The organism is Lactobacillus hamsteri DSM 5661 = JCM 6256 (genome assembly GCF_000615445.1).
In the GTDB taxonomy this organism is placed as follows: Bacteria; Bacillota; Bacilli; order Lactobacillales; family Lactobacillaceae; genus Lactobacillus; species Lactobacillus hamsteri.
Window position 1 is genome coordinate 40,315 of record NZ_BALY01000006.1, and the last position, 15,174, is coordinate 55,488.

At 35.9% G+C, this 15,174-nt stretch carries 14 protein-coding genes, 1 tRNA gene, 3 pseudogenes and 1 other annotated feature; of the genes and pseudogenes, 4 read left to right on the plus strand and 14 right to left on the minus strand.

The features are described from left to right. Nucleotides 1-19: 19 nt before the first annotated feature. From nusB to JCM6256_RS02765, 8 genes and pseudogenes are all read right to left on the minus strand, one after another. Nucleotides 20-418, minus strand: a complete 399-nt coding sequence (gene nusB, locus JCM6256_RS02730; RefSeq protein WP_025080294.1) for a transcription antitermination factor NusB — start codon at nucleotides 416-418, stop codon at nucleotides 20-22. Between the two features lie 3 nt (nucleotides 419-421). Next, a pseudogene (locus tag JCM6256_RS09515) lies at nucleotides 422-852 on the minus strand (Asp23/Gls24 family envelope stress response protein). A 17-nt stretch (nucleotides 853-869) separates the two neighbouring features. After that, the gene (gene efp / locus JCM6256_RS02740; protein ID WP_025080295.1) at nucleotides 870-1,439 is read right to left on the minus strand and encodes an elongation factor P; all 570 of its coding nucleotides are present in this window, start codon (nucleotides 1,437-1,439) and stop codon (nucleotides 870-872) included. A 63-nt stretch (nucleotides 1,440-1,502) separates the two neighbouring features. Further along, nucleotides 1,503-2,614 (minus strand): annotated as a pseudogene (locus tag JCM6256_RS09520) (M24 family metallopeptidase). A gap of 81 nt (nucleotides 2,615-2,695) precedes the next feature. After that, nucleotides 2,696-2,986 carry a 50S ribosomal protein L27 gene (rpmA, locus tag JCM6256_RS02750; protein WP_035438206.1) on the minus strand — a complete coding sequence of 97 codons (291 nt, stop codon included), beginning with the start codon at nucleotides 2,984-2,986 and terminating at the stop codon, nucleotides 2,696-2,698. Nucleotides 2,987-3,004: 18 nt separating this feature from the next. Then, entirely contained in the window at nucleotides 3,005-3,316 is a 312-nt protein-coding gene (gene rplU, locus JCM6256_RS02755) for a 50S ribosomal protein L21 (RefSeq protein ID WP_025080297.1), read from the minus strand. Nucleotides 3,317-3,331: 15 nt separating this feature from the next. After that, nucleotides 3,332-3,411 (minus strand) — a sequence feature (ribosomal protein L21 leader region). A 63-nt stretch (nucleotides 3,412-3,474) separates the two neighbouring features. Then, complete coding sequence (locus JCM6256_RS02760; RefSeq protein WP_025080298.1) at nucleotides 3,475-4,314, minus strand: YitT family protein; 840 nt, start codon at nucleotides 4,312-4,314, stop codon at nucleotides 3,475-3,477. An 88-nt stretch (nucleotides 4,315-4,402) separates the two neighbouring features. Further along, nucleotides 4,403-5,758, minus strand: a complete 1,356-nt coding sequence (locus tag JCM6256_RS02765; protein ID WP_025080299.1) for a DUF2325 domain-containing protein — start codon at nucleotides 5,756-5,758, stop codon at nucleotides 4,403-4,405. A 197-nt stretch (nucleotides 5,759-5,955) separates the two neighbouring features. On the opposite strand from JCM6256_RS02765, the gene JCM6256_RS02770 reads away from it, so the two are divergent. After that, the gene (locus tag JCM6256_RS02770) at nucleotides 5,956-6,684 is read left to right on the plus strand and encodes a helix-turn-helix domain-containing protein (RefSeq protein ID WP_025080300.1); all 729 of its coding nucleotides are present in this window, start codon (nucleotides 5,956-5,958) and stop codon (nucleotides 6,682-6,684) included. Next, the gene (locus JCM6256_RS02775; protein WP_155833146.1) at nucleotides 6,645-7,685 is read left to right on the plus strand and encodes an IS3 family transposase; all 1,041 of its coding nucleotides are present in this window, start codon (nucleotides 6,645-6,647) and stop codon (nucleotides 7,683-7,685) included. The genes JCM6256_RS02770 and JCM6256_RS02775 overlap by 40 nt, the downstream gene beginning before the upstream one ends. 94 nt (nucleotides 7,686-7,779) lie before the next feature. On the opposite strand, the gene thmT is transcribed toward JCM6256_RS02775, so the two are convergent. The 4 genes from thmT to JCM6256_RS02795 all read right to left on the minus strand — a co-directional run bounded on the left by thmT (nucleotide 7,780) and on the right by JCM6256_RS02795 (nucleotide 10,271). Further along, nucleotides 7,780-7,959, minus strand: coding sequence for a 2-hydroxymuconate tautomerase (thmT, locus tag JCM6256_RS02780; RefSeq protein ID WP_025080302.1), 180 nt, complete (start codon nucleotides 7,957-7,959; stop codon nucleotides 7,780-7,782). 34 nt (nucleotides 7,960-7,993) lie between these two features. Further along, complete coding sequence (locus JCM6256_RS02785) at nucleotides 7,994-8,596, minus strand: ECF transporter S component (protein WP_025080303.1); 603 nt, start codon at nucleotides 8,594-8,596, stop codon at nucleotides 7,994-7,996. Nucleotides 8,597-8,648: 52 nt separating this feature from the next. Further along, entirely contained in the window at nucleotides 8,649-10,130 is a 1,482-nt protein-coding gene (locus JCM6256_RS02790; RefSeq protein ID WP_025080304.1) for a glycosyltransferase, read from the minus strand. 67 nt (nucleotides 10,131-10,197) lie between these two features. Next, a tRNA-Arg gene (locus tag JCM6256_RS02795) sits at nucleotides 10,198-10,271 on the minus strand. A gap of 136 nt (nucleotides 10,272-10,407) precedes the next feature. Between JCM6256_RS02795 and JCM6256_RS02800 the strand changes: the two genes are divergently transcribed. After that, nucleotides 10,408-10,764: an arsenate reductase family protein gene (locus JCM6256_RS02800; protein ID WP_025080305.1), complete on the plus strand. Its 357-nt coding sequence runs from the start codon at nucleotides 10,408-10,410 to the stop codon at nucleotides 10,762-10,764. Nucleotides 10,765-10,807: 43 nt separating this feature from the next. On the opposite strand, the gene JCM6256_RS02805 is transcribed toward JCM6256_RS02800, so the two are convergent. Beyond that, complete coding sequence (locus JCM6256_RS02805; protein ID WP_025080306.1) at nucleotides 10,808-11,683, minus strand: alpha/beta hydrolase; 876 nt, start codon at nucleotides 11,681-11,683, stop codon at nucleotides 10,808-10,810. A gap of 149 nt (nucleotides 11,684-11,832) precedes the next feature. Here JCM6256_RS02805 and JCM6256_RS02810 point away from each other — a divergent pair, with 149 nt between their 5' ends. Further along, nucleotides 11,833-14,214, plus strand: a complete 2,382-nt coding sequence (locus JCM6256_RS02810) for a Xaa-Pro dipeptidyl-peptidase (RefSeq protein ID WP_025080307.1) — start codon at nucleotides 11,833-11,835, stop codon at nucleotides 14,212-14,214. A 57-nt stretch (nucleotides 14,215-14,271) separates the two neighbouring features. Here the strand turns inward: JCM6256_RS02810 and JCM6256_RS09525 are convergent. Next, a pseudogene (locus JCM6256_RS09525) lies at nucleotides 14,272-15,133 on the minus strand (GRP family sugar transporter). Between the last annotated feature and the right edge of the window lie 41 nt (nucleotides 15,134-15,174).

Genomic DNA, 15,174 nt, shown 5'->3' on the forward strand with positions numbered 1-15,174 from the left:
ACATGCTGCCGGCTATTAGTTATTGTTCAACAAAGTTTGCTAATACACCATTAATAAATGGTTTTGCCTTTGGATCAGCAAATTCATCGCATAAGTTCAAAGCTTCGTTTACCGCTGCTTTTGGCTCAATTTCAGCACTATTTTTAATTTCATACAAAGCAACTTCTAAAATTGCTACTGTAATAGCACTAACACGATCTAATGTCCAACCTTTTTTAAGGTGAGCAGAAAGATCAGAATCGAGTTCTTCGCGCTTAAACATTACGCCTTCAATTAAAGTTTTTGAATAGGCAGAAAGCTGCTTAAGATTAAGCGTTTCAACGATCTTAACTTCAACCTCTGCGGCAGTCAATTCTGGATCTTGATTAGCCAGAAAGATTGCTTGCATAGCAACTTTACGACTTTCGTGTTGATTCATTAATTACTCCTGATCGTCCTTTGGAAACAGTTCAGTTGTTTCATTTTCTTCAGTATCTTCATCTTCTGGAAATACTAAGCCAACAACGTGAATATTGATTGCTTTAAGTGTCAAATCTGTCATTTGAACCAATTGAGCTTTCAAAACCTTTTGCAATCCCATGCTATAGTCGGAACATTGACGCCAGATTCAACATATACATAAATATCAGCAACTAATTGACCATCTTCGTCAACAGCAACATTAACGCCTTTGCCATGGTCGCTATGTCCTAATACTCTCTTGATGCCGGAGGTTAAATTACCGCGCATGCTGACCACGCCGTCAACTTTTTCGGCAGCAATTCCCAAAATGACTTCAAGGACACTTGGATCAATCTTAATTTGTTCGCCGTTTTCTTCACCACTAAGGAGAATCTTTGAACTATCTGCCATTTTTGTACCTCAAAAAATTACTTATTTGCACGTGATACGTAAGTACCGTCAGCAGTGTTAATAGTTAATACGTCACCTTCGTTAATGAAGAATGGTACGTTAACTACTAAGCCGGTTTCCATAGTAGCTGGCTTACCACCACCTGAAGAAGTGTCACCCTTGATGTTAGGTTCAGTCTTAGCAACCTTAAGGTCAACAGTGTTAGGCAATTGAATACCTAAAGTTTCACCTTCGTGCATAATTACGTTAACTTCCATGTTTTCAAGCAAGTACTTACTTTCTTCCTTAACTTGTTCGTTAGGAATAGATAATTGATCGTAAGTGTTAGTATCCATAAATACGTAACTTGAACCATCATTGTACAAGTATTGCATTGATTTAGTTTGAATATCTGCAGTTTCAACCTTAGCAGTTGAACGGAAAGTATTTTCTTGAACTGCACCAGTTCTCAAACTCTTAAGCTTTGAACGTACGAAAGCACTACCTTTACCTGGTTTTACGTGTTGGAATTCAACGATTCTCCACAAGTCATTATTGTATTGAATGGTTAAACCGTTCTTGAATTCGTTAACTGAAATCATTGTCATAATATAAGTCCCTCATTTCTATATAATATATGTTACCAATTTGAGCGCCATTTGGCTATATTTTTACAGAGAAAGAAGTTCATCTTTTGGTAAATTCGATAAAGTTTCTGGTGTTTGATCATGAATCAAAATATCATCTTCAATTCTAACTCCGCCTTTGTTCGGTAAATAAATTCCTGGTTCAACCGTATGGACCATATTATTAACCAATTTTTCTTTTCCAAAAGGCAAAGCAGGTTGACATAATTCATGAATTTCAAGTCCAATTCCATGACCTATGCCATGACCAAAATATTCACCATAGCCTTGCTCAGTAATATAATCACGAGCCGCTTTATCTACATCTTTTCCTGTATTACCGATAACGGCCGCTTCGATTCCACGGCGTTGAGCTTCATGAACAATATCATAAATTTTATGCATTTCTGCATCAACATTACCCAAAGCTACTGTTCTAGTAATATCAGCAGCGTAGCCATTATAAAAGCTTCCAAAGTCGATCACAATCATGTCGCCATCTTCAATTTTCTTGTCACTGGCAACTCCATGTGCCCAAGCACTTCTAACGCCCGATGCTATAATTGTATCAAAATCTGGCCATCTCCGCCATTAACTTTAAATAAATAATCAAGTTTCGCACCAACTGTCCTTTCTCTAACGCCAGGCTTAATCATTGGCAGAATTGCTTTAAAGCTTTCCATAGAAATCTCAATTGCTTTACGTAAAGCTAAAATTTCAAGTTCATCTTTAACGTTTCTAACTTGTTCAACTAATTGTTCAGAAAAAATAAATTCAATACCTGGATTATCCTTCTTAAGTTGAGCAAAAACAGCTGCAGTCATGACATCGGCTTCAACTAACACCTTTTTATAATTTGTCTTTTTCAAAGCCTTTGTTAATTCGCCAGCAACATCACTACTCTGTTGCATGATAACTGTCAATTCACCAGGAGCCTGAGCTTTAATTTGATCTGCAAAACGTGAATCTGAAAGCAAAATTCGTTCGCCATCTTTGCCTAAAATCAACTCTGCTTCTTCACCGGTAAAGTTGGTTAAATAGCGATAATTAGCCTGATTAATAATAATCATTGCATCCGCATTTTGCTTTTTAATCAAATCATCAACTCTCTTGATGCGATTATTAAGGAGCGCTAATAATTCTTGTGCCTTTTCCATTATGATCCCTTCTTTCTGCTTTTATATCATTATACAAAAAAAGACAAGAAGCACGTGGCTTCTTGTCTCCTAATTTGCGTCTTACTTAGCTTCGTCAGCTGGGATAACAGAAACTTGCTTTCTGAACTTACCAAGACGTTCAAACTTAACAACACCGTTTACCAATGCAAACAAAGTGTCATCTCCACCTTGACCTACGTTTTGGCCTGGGTGAATCTTAGTACCACGTTGACGGTAGATAATTGAACCTGCGTGGATTTCTTGACCGTCACCAACTTTAGCGCCTAAACGACGACCAGCTGAGTTACGACCGTTGGCAGTAGAACCGCCACCCTTGTGGTGGGCAAATAACTTCAAACCTAAAATATTCATTATCATTTCACCTCTGAATTAAGCTTCAATCTTTTCAACTGTAACCTTAGTGTAAGGTTGACGGTGACCATACTTACTGTGTGAGTGCTTCTTTGGCTTGTACTTGAAAGTTACAACCTTCTTTTCCTTGCCTTGCTTTTCAACTTTAGCAGTAACCTTAGCGCCATCTACTAAAGGAGCACCAACTTTAACATCCTTGCCATCTGAAACAAGAATAACTTGGTCAAAGGTAACTTCCTTACCTTCTTCTACATCAAGCTTTTCTACAAATACGCTGTCGCCTTCGGCAACTTTGTATTGCTTACCACCGGTCTTAATAATTGCGTACATTTGTACACCTCCGAAAAAAATACTTAGACTCGCCAATCGGGGCGTCTTTTTCCTAAAAGAACTTCTTGCCTCGAAATGTGCGGTTGCAGATGTGGAGGTCTCCACAAATACAACTCTTATAGTTTACTACCATAATTACAATTTTTCAACGAAAAAAGTTAGATTCCCCAACGTCCGCCGTGAACTTTGGAAACATTGGAAGAAATAATAAAGGCATCCGGATCGATTTCATGAATTTTACTAATTAAAAAGCCATATTCATTGCGATCAACAACAATTAATAATTGCTGTTTCTTGTCATCACTATAACCACCAACTACGTCATAAATTGTGAGGCCTTGGTAGTCTTTTTGAAGCTTTTTACGAATTTCTTCCAGTTTTTCATTACTCATGATTCTAACTTGATATTTCTTGTCAAAGCCAGTTTCAATATAGTTCATGGTAATTGCAGTCACTAATTGTGAAAAAGCAGCTAAGAAGAATGCGTTCCAGCCATCAACAAAAATGTTCAAGAAAATAACAATCATATCAATTCCAAGCAAGCCGATTGCAGGATCGATATAAAAGTATTTTTTGAAAATCATTGGAAATACTGTCGTACCACCACTTGAAGCATTCACTCGATAAAGAAGCGAAACTCCTAATCCCATTAATGCTCCACCATAAATAACGGCAAGCAAGTCACTTTCTACAACTTTAAAACTTGGCGTAATTTCCATTAAAAATGGCAAAATCAAACTACCTAATGCAATATTTCGCGTTGTAGTTTTTCCCAAGAAAATCCATGCAATTATCAGCATCAATACGTTTACTACAAATACCGTAATTGGTCGGTCAATGCCCCAAACAGCATCAACTAGAATTGAAATTCCTGTTGTACCCCCAGCGGCAATATTAATTGGACCGTAGAAGAAGTTAATTGAGATAGCTACAATTTCAAGTGCGATTAAAAAAATTAGCCATCTAAGCCAAGAACGTTTTTTAATGTTTTCTGTCATATGAGCGTCCTTTCTTTTAGTTAGTAATTATATTCTAACTATTTTTAGCTATCCATGGCAACTGAATTACAGAAACATAAGAAATTATTTATTTTTGTATTTTGTAATCAATAGATTGATTGCCTTCATATGCCGGAAGTCCCATTTCCGCACGATAAAGTGCTCTTTCAAATGATTGATATCCCTTGCTAGAACTTACTGCAAATTTCGCACCGTATTTGCTGGCAAATTCACGAATGTTCCAAGTTGAATCATGAGCGGCAAAGGCGGTAACTAAAATTACGATATCCAAATCTTTAATTTGATTTTCCATAACCTTCTTTTTGCCTTCAAAAGCATCAATTGGAATTGGAATCCCATTATAGCGAGTTACAATTCCTTCTAGCATAGCTTCATTTTGATTATCGCCAATCGCAATTCCGACTCTTTGATAATGAAGATCCATATCTAGCTTGCTTAATTCTTCATTATTTTCTGATTTATCTTTATCCTTTTTCTTCTTTGCAGCATTACTATGCTTAGGCGGATCAACTTGATAAATCCAACGAATTTGTACAGCATCAGCAGGGTTCTTTTTCAAGCGGACATCCCCTGTATACCAAGCTAAATCAACGATTGATCCATCCTCCAAATGAATATTTTCTCCCTGATAATAACTTGAATCGACAGGAATAGTTACTGCTTTGCCACGAATTCGTAATTTTTCGCCGCGAATATTGCGAGTAATTGCCAATTGTCCCTGCTTACCTTGGACAACAGCATATTTAAAGTCTTCAATCTGATCATAATCACGAGTTCTCAATTTTCTAAAACCGACAACTCGTAAGATTTCGGCTTCATAATTTTGATTAGTATTATCTTCCAACGCTTCAACAATATCGCCACTCTTTAAATTTAATGAATGAATTTGTGATTCTTTAACTGTATATACCGTCTCACCATTATCATTAATTAAATCTGCACCTGAAACCAATCGAATAATTGTATAACGTTCACCCTTACGATAATCGCGTTTGGGCTTGGGAGCTGATTTCATTGCTTCTTTGAAAATCTTAGAATTCACTGCATCTTTTGTTTCAATTGATTTTTGAATAGCTTGATCAAGCTGCCCCAACTCAGTACCAAACTTTTTGCCGACTCCCGGAATAAAAGTTAATTTATGAAGAGCTGACAAAGATGTATTTTTTGCAGCCGGGTCACCGGGAGTTTCAATTAATTTAGTTAATCCCCGCAAAAATTGTTTTATTTCCTTATTATATGCATTATTTTGTGCAATACTTGCCGTATTCGCCGGCTTTTTCGTCTTCTTAGTACTTGTAGCAGTTTTATCATTATCTGCCATTGCGACAATAGTCTTAATGGCTGCCAAACTATTTTCTAAACTCTTATCATCACTATCTGTTTTTAATAAAATTCTTTTAATATTATTTCTATAATCAAACATCATTTCACCAGCTTTTTAAAAAATCGTTCTTAATAGCACTATTATATACTTACTTTTAATAATTAAAAATATCGATTCATTATTAAAGCAGATAAGTTGTCCAAATGAAAAAGACCTTCAACATCTGATACAATCCCACTAAAGTGGACAATTGAAATACATAAAGTATTCAATTATTCACGAAGGTGGGATTTTTTATGTCTAGAAAAAGCAAGTATTCATTTAAACAAAAGAAATGGGCCGTTGAACAGTACTTGAATGGAAAGATGAGTGCTGTTGAAATATCCAGACAACTTAAGATGCCAGGAAAATACGGAAAAGATCAAGTAACCACATGGGCTCACCGATATCAAAGCAGCCAGGATGCTTTCTTAAGCAATGCCAAATATAATGCGCATTACTCTAAAGAATTCAAAGAAAAAGTTGTGCAGGAATACTTAAACGGCAATGGATCGCTGCTTTCTTTAGCCAACAAGTATGGGATTAGAAGTCAAGAAACAGTAAGAAAATGGGTTTCCAAGTATAATAGTCATATAGAAAATCGGGACTATGATCCCCATCCGGAGGCCCATATGACTAAAGCAAGAAGAAAAACTTCCCAGCCAGAAAGAATCAAAATTGTTCAGTGCTGTCTTGATCACGACAAGAACTATTCACAAACCGCGGCTAAATTCAAATGCTCTTATCAACAAGTTTATAGCTGGACACAAAAATATCTAGCTGACGGTGAGGCTGGCTTAGCAGATAAACGAGGCAAACGCAAGCAGCCAGAAGAACTTAGTGAGCTAGATTTAGCCAACCGCAGAATCAAAGAGCTGGAACGAAGGCTGAAAGAGGAACAAGCCAAGAATGAATTCCTAAAAAAATTAGATCAACTAGAAAGGATGTGCTTGCCGGACAGCCAAAATATAGACAAGCCGCAATAAAGAAACGCTGGAAAATAGAAACATATCAACTAATTCATGATTGCCATCAAAAATACAATTGGAAGATTGATCTAATGTGCCGGTGGGCTAAAATAGCCCGCTCAGCCTATTACAAATATTTTGATCCTCAACGTCAATCTAGTCAGCGTGATGAGCGAGATAAAAGGATTGAAGCTAAAATTATCGAAATAGCTCAGTCTAACAACAGTCTGTTCGGGACGGAAAAAATGACTATGGCTGTTAATCGCCAAATGCCTGATGAAAAGCCAGTTTATCATAAAACTGTTTACCGCTTGATGCGCATTAACGGCATCAGCTCCCAAAAGCCCAGATATCAGAAGCCTAAATTCAAGCATACAACGCCTGAGAAGACAGCCGAAAACAAACTAAAGAGAAACTTTAATGCTTCTAAGCCTAACGAAAAATGGTGTACGGATATCACCGAGATCACTGCTCCTAACTTGCCTAAGGCATATCTTTGCACGATCTTTGATCTTTATGATCGATACCCTGTAGGTTATGCAATCAGTAAGCGCAACGATACTGCCTTGGTTCAATCAGCTTATAAGCAAGCCATTAAAGCTTATCCGAATGCCCACCCGCTCTTTCATAGCGATCGCGGCTTTCAATTCACTCGTGCGCCTTTCCAAAATCAGTTAGAAAAGCAAGGCATGATCCAATCTATGTCGCGTGTTGGCTGCTGTATTGACAACGGTCCAATGGAGGGCTGGCAAGGCATCATTAAAGAAATGCGGGTTGTTCTTCATTCTCAACCAGCGAGCTATGATGAGCTTAATGCTTCTATCTGCAAGACTATTGACTATTACATTAATGAGGATCCACAGAAACGTTTTAATGGGCTAACAGCTGGTGAAATGCGAAGAGAAGCACTTAAAGACAATATCAAGAGTTGTCCTATTGCACCAAATCATCGAATTGAAAGATACTGGCAAAAGATACACGAAAAGAAAATTAAAGAAGCTAAAAAAATCCTCAGCTGATTAATAATCAACTGAGGACTAAAAATTTTATGTAATTCTACTGTCTACTTGACAGGGAATGTATCAATCGTTGAAGATCTTTTGGAATTTTTAATTAAGCTCTCCATTCACCGTTATTGCCGTATGAATGCTTGCCTAATTCATTAATAATAACGTGGATATGTTCCTTAGGAGCACCAGTATCGTTATGAACTGCGTCGGTAACATCCTTCATTAACTTAGTTAATTGTTCATCGGTTCTGCCCTTAATTAATTCAATATGTACAAATGGCATAATTTTTCTCCTTTAAGTAAAACAAAATACCTTTTTAAATCATTATACGCTTTAAAACCTTTTTAAGTGGCAAAACAATAATTGGCGTTAAAACTGCTGTAAAAACGGACTCAACAACACCATTTATTCCTAAAGCCACAATTAAAACGATAAATAATGAATTGCTGCCAGTAGTATTGCCAAGATACTTTATTAAACTTGCTGCATTATTCATAAATAATAAGCTAGTCAGGCCAATTACTAAAAACGTATTGGCAAGAGACGTTACAGCACCACTTAAAATATAGCCAATTTCTTCTTGGTGCATATATTTACCAATTAGTCCAGGAAGCCACCCTGCCACGATGCTAGGAACTAAAGAAATTATTGGATTTTGAAAAAGCATTAAACTAACCATGTCGCCAGGCTGAGTATAGGCAACAATTAATCGCGTTATTCCCCAAAAGAGTCCAAATAACAGACCAGATTTTGGTCCCATTAATGAACCATAGATTGCAATTGTTAAGGGGATTGTAGTAATTGCCGGCAAAGTTGGCAAAATTCTGACATAACCAATATTGGGGACAAAAGTTTGCAAAATCAAAATTGCTGCAAAGATTGCCGTAATCGTTAATCTTGTAGTTTCTTTTTTTCTCATAACTCCCTATTCCTTATTAAAAGATAGTAAAATCTTATCTAAAAACTTCAAATTAAACAAGTCTTTCTTCTATTAAGAAATTATTCCAGGTACTTTTCAAATGATCAAAATCAAACTTTTTTGAATTTTGATATGCACCTTGAGAATATTCTGCCATCAAATTAGAATTGGTGATTAACTCTTCAATTGAATTTCTTAAAGCAGATTGGTCATTCGCTTTAATTAATTTTCCGCTTACTCCATCAGCAATAATATCCGCAGGGCCATAATTTATATCATAACTGATAGCTGGACAGCCATGTGCCTGTGCTTCAAGAAGCGCCATAGCAAAGCCTTCATTCTTACTAGTTAAAACTTCTAATTGAGCGGAATTATAGACTTCATCTAAGTCTTGCGCAAAACCGCAAAAATGAATATAATTTTCAGCCTGATTATCTGCAACCAATTTTTGTAATCTTTGATTTTCCGCTTCATCCGTATTGTTACCATAAATTGATAAATCTAATTCGGGATGTTCATCATGCAAATCAATAATTGCCTGAATAAGATGACTTAGTTGCTTTATCACATCAACCCTCGCCACAGCAATAATCTTGCCAGGAATTCTACTGTCAAAATCTACTTGTATGTTCTTATCAATAAAAGTAACTGGAATCGCATAAGAATTTTTCACATTCAAAGCTTGTTTTGCATCTTGTGCTTCACGTGTAGTCGAAGAAATAACTCCTTGAAGTTTGCCCTTTTCAGTTAGTTGAGTAACAGGTTGATATACTGTATAAACTTGATCATCAAGATATCCCGATGGTGTCAATGCTGAATGGAAAATCACATAACTAGGAACAATTTTTTTCATTTGTTCAAAAGCTGGCAAAACTTGCGTGCAGCGATCACAGTAAAATACTGCAGCTTGATCATTTTCTGCAATTTCATCCAAGAAATAGCCTTGAAATTCAGATATTTTATTAAAGCGCAGTGTATCATTACCGACTCTTAATTCAGTCAAAGTGAGCATTGGCTTTTTCTGATTGCTTTGACAAAAATATTGTCGAATAACTGGATTATTTTCATTATCAGCAAATTCACGAATCATCAAATGAGCTTGATCATCAAAATATTCAGTGTAATCAACATGATTATTAAAGAAAAATTGCCGCTTAACCGTAAATCCATATTGATCAAGAAAATCAACATAATATAGGCGATTATTATACAAATGTGCTTGGATTACGGCTCTGTCATTATAATAAGCATTATTTTCTTTTCGAATTAAGCCTTCCTTATTTAAAATATGATTTAATGCCGAAACAGTATTAACTTCTATTTTGTTAGGAAGATTTTGAAAATAACGAAAAATATTAATTACTCTTCCCGCAGTACCAAGTTTATCCTGACTTTCTACATTAAAGTCGTTTTTCTCTAATTCGATAATCTTACACGGAACATTTAATGCATCAAAAATTTGCATTCTTTTAACTTGAGCTAATTCAATTGCGGAAGTATTGTAATCTTCACGAGTAGTAATAAAGTAATGCATATGTTCTACCTCTAAATTTTCATTTATATAACAAAAAAAGCAACACCCTCAGGCGTTGCTTTACTAATGATCCGGGTGAGATTCGAACCCACGACCCACAGTTTAGAAGACTGTTGCTCTATCCAGCTGAGCTACCAGACCATGTATGTTTGTTGTCCTCAACAGAACAATAATTATTATAGGGAATTTATTTAAAAAAATCAAGGAAAAATTTATTTTTTATCATTTATTCTTTTTTACAGTTAAAATATGAATGAATACAGAAAGGATTTTTATCATGATTAAATTTTATGGTTACAAGCGTTGTTCTACTTCAAAGAAAGCACAAAAATGGTTAGATGATCATGGCATCAAATATGAATTTCAAGATTTAGTTGAAGAACCTCCAGCTATGAGTGATCTAATCAACTGGATGACTGCTCACCAAGATCGCAAAATTAGATACTTTTTTAATACTAGCGGACAACATTATCGTCAACAAAATCTTAAAGAAAAGGTCCCAACTATGACAATTGAAGAAGCTGCAGAAATGATGTCTAAAGATGGTAAACTCATTAAACGTCCTTTAGTTGTTGATGGTGACAAACTTACTTGCGGCTTTAAAGAAAATATTTATGAAGAAACTTGGCTATAGAAAAACTCCAGAATTATCTGGAGTTTTTCTTCTATATAATAAACTATTTATTCCAAAGAAACTTAATCAAGGTTTTATCAACCGCCGGATTACTATGCAATTTTGAATGACGAGCAAGCTTTCCATGGAAAGTAACAACACGATAGGACTTCGCACGCTTAGCAACCAAATATTTAAGAGAAAGTGAAGAAACATTAGGAACTGTACCATCAGTGTGGCCGCCAATATCACCAATAATATTCAAAACACGGACTTTATTTTTAGGATACGTTTTTCTCACACCCATCATTTGACGATATGTGGCATTAATTTTATTTGGCTTACCATCTTTATTAAGTTTCAGTCCATCTGGTTGACGAATATCAGCTGGAACATCGAAATTAAGCCCAGCAAAATGCCCTGCCATATCTACCTGCTTTTGAAGTTGTGGCATTTTCTTATTCCTACCATTTAAAAGCATGTAATAAATAATCGAAATATTTCCTAAAGAATGTCCCACCATATTAATTTTTGTAATCCCATATTGTCTTTGCAAAGCCCTAACCACATTAGTCGCATAAACACCATGCTCACGGAAGTTTAACTGACGATTGTTTTGATAATTAACCTCTACAATTGGATTTTTGGCATTTTTCTTCCAACGACCAACTAAAGTTACGTTCCCAGATGGTGCAACTTCAGCACGAATAACCGAATGAGTTACGCCAGCTCTCTCAGCAGCTTGTACCATATGTTCCTCAGCATGATAAGAGCTTCCGCCACCATGAAAAAACAAAGTTGGTGTTGAAGTGATTTTAGTTTGACGAACTACTTTTTCTGAAGAAATAATTGTCTTATTTTTATCATTATTTAAACGTGAACATCCTGTTAATAATAAAATTACAATAAGTGAAAATGAAAATATGATTCTTTTCTTCATGTCTTATCCCTCCCTTTTTCATTATTTTATCCATTGTTATCATTTTTTTAAATATTCATTAGTTATTCTAGTTGATTATTGTTTCTTATAATCATAAAAACTAGTAAACTATATGTAATTAAAATTTTATTAATAAAGGAGCGCATTCCATGAAATATAATCAATATGCTTATGTCGACACGGATTACGACAAGCAAGTTAAAGAACTTCGCGACATCAACTTTTTGCCACAAAATTTTAAAGACTGGAGTTTCAGTGACCTTTTAGCCAAATTAGTTAAAATGACAATTGCTGAAGCTAAAAGCGATGAAGCAAAAACTGCTAAATTAGCTGAATTTGCAGTTTCTGATACGCAAACTTTAGCTGAATTTATAGCCGAAAAGCCAGAAAAAATCGGCACTAATCAATTCTATAATGTTGCTTTACAACTTCTTGGCTACCATGTTCATTACGATTATCAATTAGATGACCCTACAGGCTTTATGCAAAAACAAGCTTTGCCAGTTGTAAAAGATATTGATAGTATTGAAAAATTAGTTTCTGCTTTCTATCGTTTACTTAATACCCGCGCCAAAAATGGTCAACTTTTAATTGATGTAATGGCTGGGAAAGGCTACTTCACCCAATTCTGGGGCCAAAACGAATTTAAATACTTTAACGGCAAGTCCTTACCAGTTTTCAATACTGATAAAGTTATCCGTGAAGTTGTTTACGTAGAAACTGATTTAGACACTGATAAAGATGGCAAGAGCGATTTAATCCAGGTTACTGTATTCCGCCCTGCTGAATCCAACAACAACTTAAAAGTTCCAGCTTTATACACTGCTAGTCCATACTTTGGCGGAATCATTGCTAATGAAAAACGCAATCACAATGTTGACGAAAATCTTTCAGATGCTACCGAATGGGATGATCCAAAGTATGAAGCAAGTCCTGAAGTAAAGGCTCAAAAGCCCGGTACTGAAAACCGCCCTGCTACTGAAGAAGCTGTTCACAAATCTTCTTACCCATTAAATGAATATCTCTTAGCACGCGGATTTGCTAGTGTCTTTGCTGGTGGTATTGGTACACGCGGAAGCGATGGCTTAAGAATCACAGGTGCTCCCGAAGAAACCGAATCAGCAAAAGAAGTTATTGAGTGGCTTCATGGTGATCGCATTGCTTATACAGATAGAAGTAAAAAGCATGAAACTAAAGCTTCATGGTGCAATGGCAACATCGGTATGACTGGTCGTTCTTATCTTGGAACTTTACAAATTGCAGTTGCAACTACAGGCGTTAAAGGACTTAAAACCGTTGTCTCTGAAGCCGCAATTTCTTCTTGGTATGACTACTATCGTGAACACGGTTTAGTCATTGCCCCTGAAGCTTGCCAAGGTGAAGACTTAGATCTTTTGGCTGAAACTTGTCAATCAAACTTATGGGATGCCGGCTCTTACCTTAAGATCAAACCTAAATACAATGAAATGCAAAAACACTTGTTATCTCATGAAGATCGAACTACTGGTCAATATTCAGATTTCTGGGAAGCAAGAAATTATCGTCATCATACAGACGGTATTAAGTGCTCATGGATTAGTGTCCACGGTTTAAATGATTGGAATGTTAAACCTAAGAATGTTTACAAAGTATGGCAAAAAGTTAAGAATTTGCCTATTAAACACCACTTATTCTTGCACCAAGGTCCTCACTACAATATGAACAATTTGGTTTCTATTGATTTTACTGATTTGATGAACCTTTGGTTTGTACATGAACTTCTCGATATTGAAAACAACGCTTATGACCAATGGCCAACTGTTATGATTCAAGACAATCTTCATGCTGATAAATGGCATAAAGAAGATGATTGGTCAAACGAAATTGGCCAAGAAGTTACTTACTATCCAACTAATGATGGTGATCTTCAAAAAGATGGCAATGGTAAGGACAAACAAAGTTTTACCGATGTAGGCGGCAAGGAATTTAAAGAAGCCAAAATTTCTGAAGAAGATTGGCAATACAAATTTATTTGTGGTGACGAAAAATGGGCTAAACCTAGTCTTCGCTTTACCACTGATGAATTCATTCATCCCCTAACCATTGTTGGTCGTCCAGAAGTAAAAGTTAGAGTTAGTGGCTCTCTTCCAAAAGGCCAGATTTCTGTAGCATTAGTTGAACTCGGTAATAGAAAACGTTTGACTGCTACACCAAAATTCTTAATGCGTGGTGGTCAAGAACTTGGCTATCGTTTCGGTACTGATACTTTGCAAGAATTCGTTCCAGACAAATTGACTCATGCTAAGCTTATTACTAAGGGCCACATGAACTTGCAAAACTATGAAGATATGATGAAGCCAAGCAAGATCGAAGCTGGAGAATTTGTTGATCTCGACTTTAAACTTCAACCAACCTACTATCGCCTTCCAATTGGTGCTAAGCTTGCTTTGATTATTTACTCAACTGATCAAGGCATGACTAAACGTCCTCTTGAAGATGAAACTTACACAGTGGATTTAGCAAATACTGAAATTAAATTCTATCAAAAATAATTTCATTTAATATACAAAAATACGGCAGATATTTCATCTGTCGTATTTTTAGTTTAATTAAAAAATTGAAGTAAGAATTGCACCTGCAACGATTAAAATTAAACCAATTGCGGTATAAACATAACCCTTCTTAGTCTTTCTTTCACCTAAGAAAATCATTCCTCCGATAGTTGAAATAACTACACAAAGTTGAGACATAACAAATGCCAAGTTAACACCATTTTCTTGTACAGAAAGAATGTAACTAAGTGCCGCAACTGCATAAACCAATCCTGCCGGAATAACTTGATAGCTTTGCTTTTCTTTTAAAACTTTAATTTGCTTGGTACAAATAAGGTAAATCAAAACAGCAATAATCATTCCGACTGTTTCGCCTAAGAAAATTGTTACGCCGGAACTTAAGTGCCTTAGGAATTGAACTAGAAGAAATGTAGCCTAAAGTAGTGAAAACCAAAATAATTAATGTAGAAACTTGATTTTTCTTATTGCCTTCTTCTGTTCCTTCATCAGTAAGTGAAGTGAAAACAACCCCTATAATCAAAGCAATAATTCCCAAGAAGCCAAATAGTTTAGCTTGACTACTTGACCATTCGCCAAAAATCAAAACCCCAACTAATGGAACACCTATTAACTGCAACCCAGTTGAAATAGGCATTGTTTCAGAAACACCAATATTAGCATAACCAACATATTGTCCAACTTGACCAACTGTCCAAAGCGCCCCTGCAAGCATTGCAAACAAAAATGTAGTTGCATCAAATGCAGGACGCAAAATTGCAGTAACAATTGCGCCAAAAATAAATGCTCCGAGTACTGAACCTACAATTTGATTGTAAATCGAACTCTTTTTTACGCCAGCAACAAATAACGGCATTAATCCCCAACCGATTGCCGGAATAAACAGAAATATATATTTCATCGTTTCTCTCCCTATATGAATCGTATAGTTAAAGATTTTAC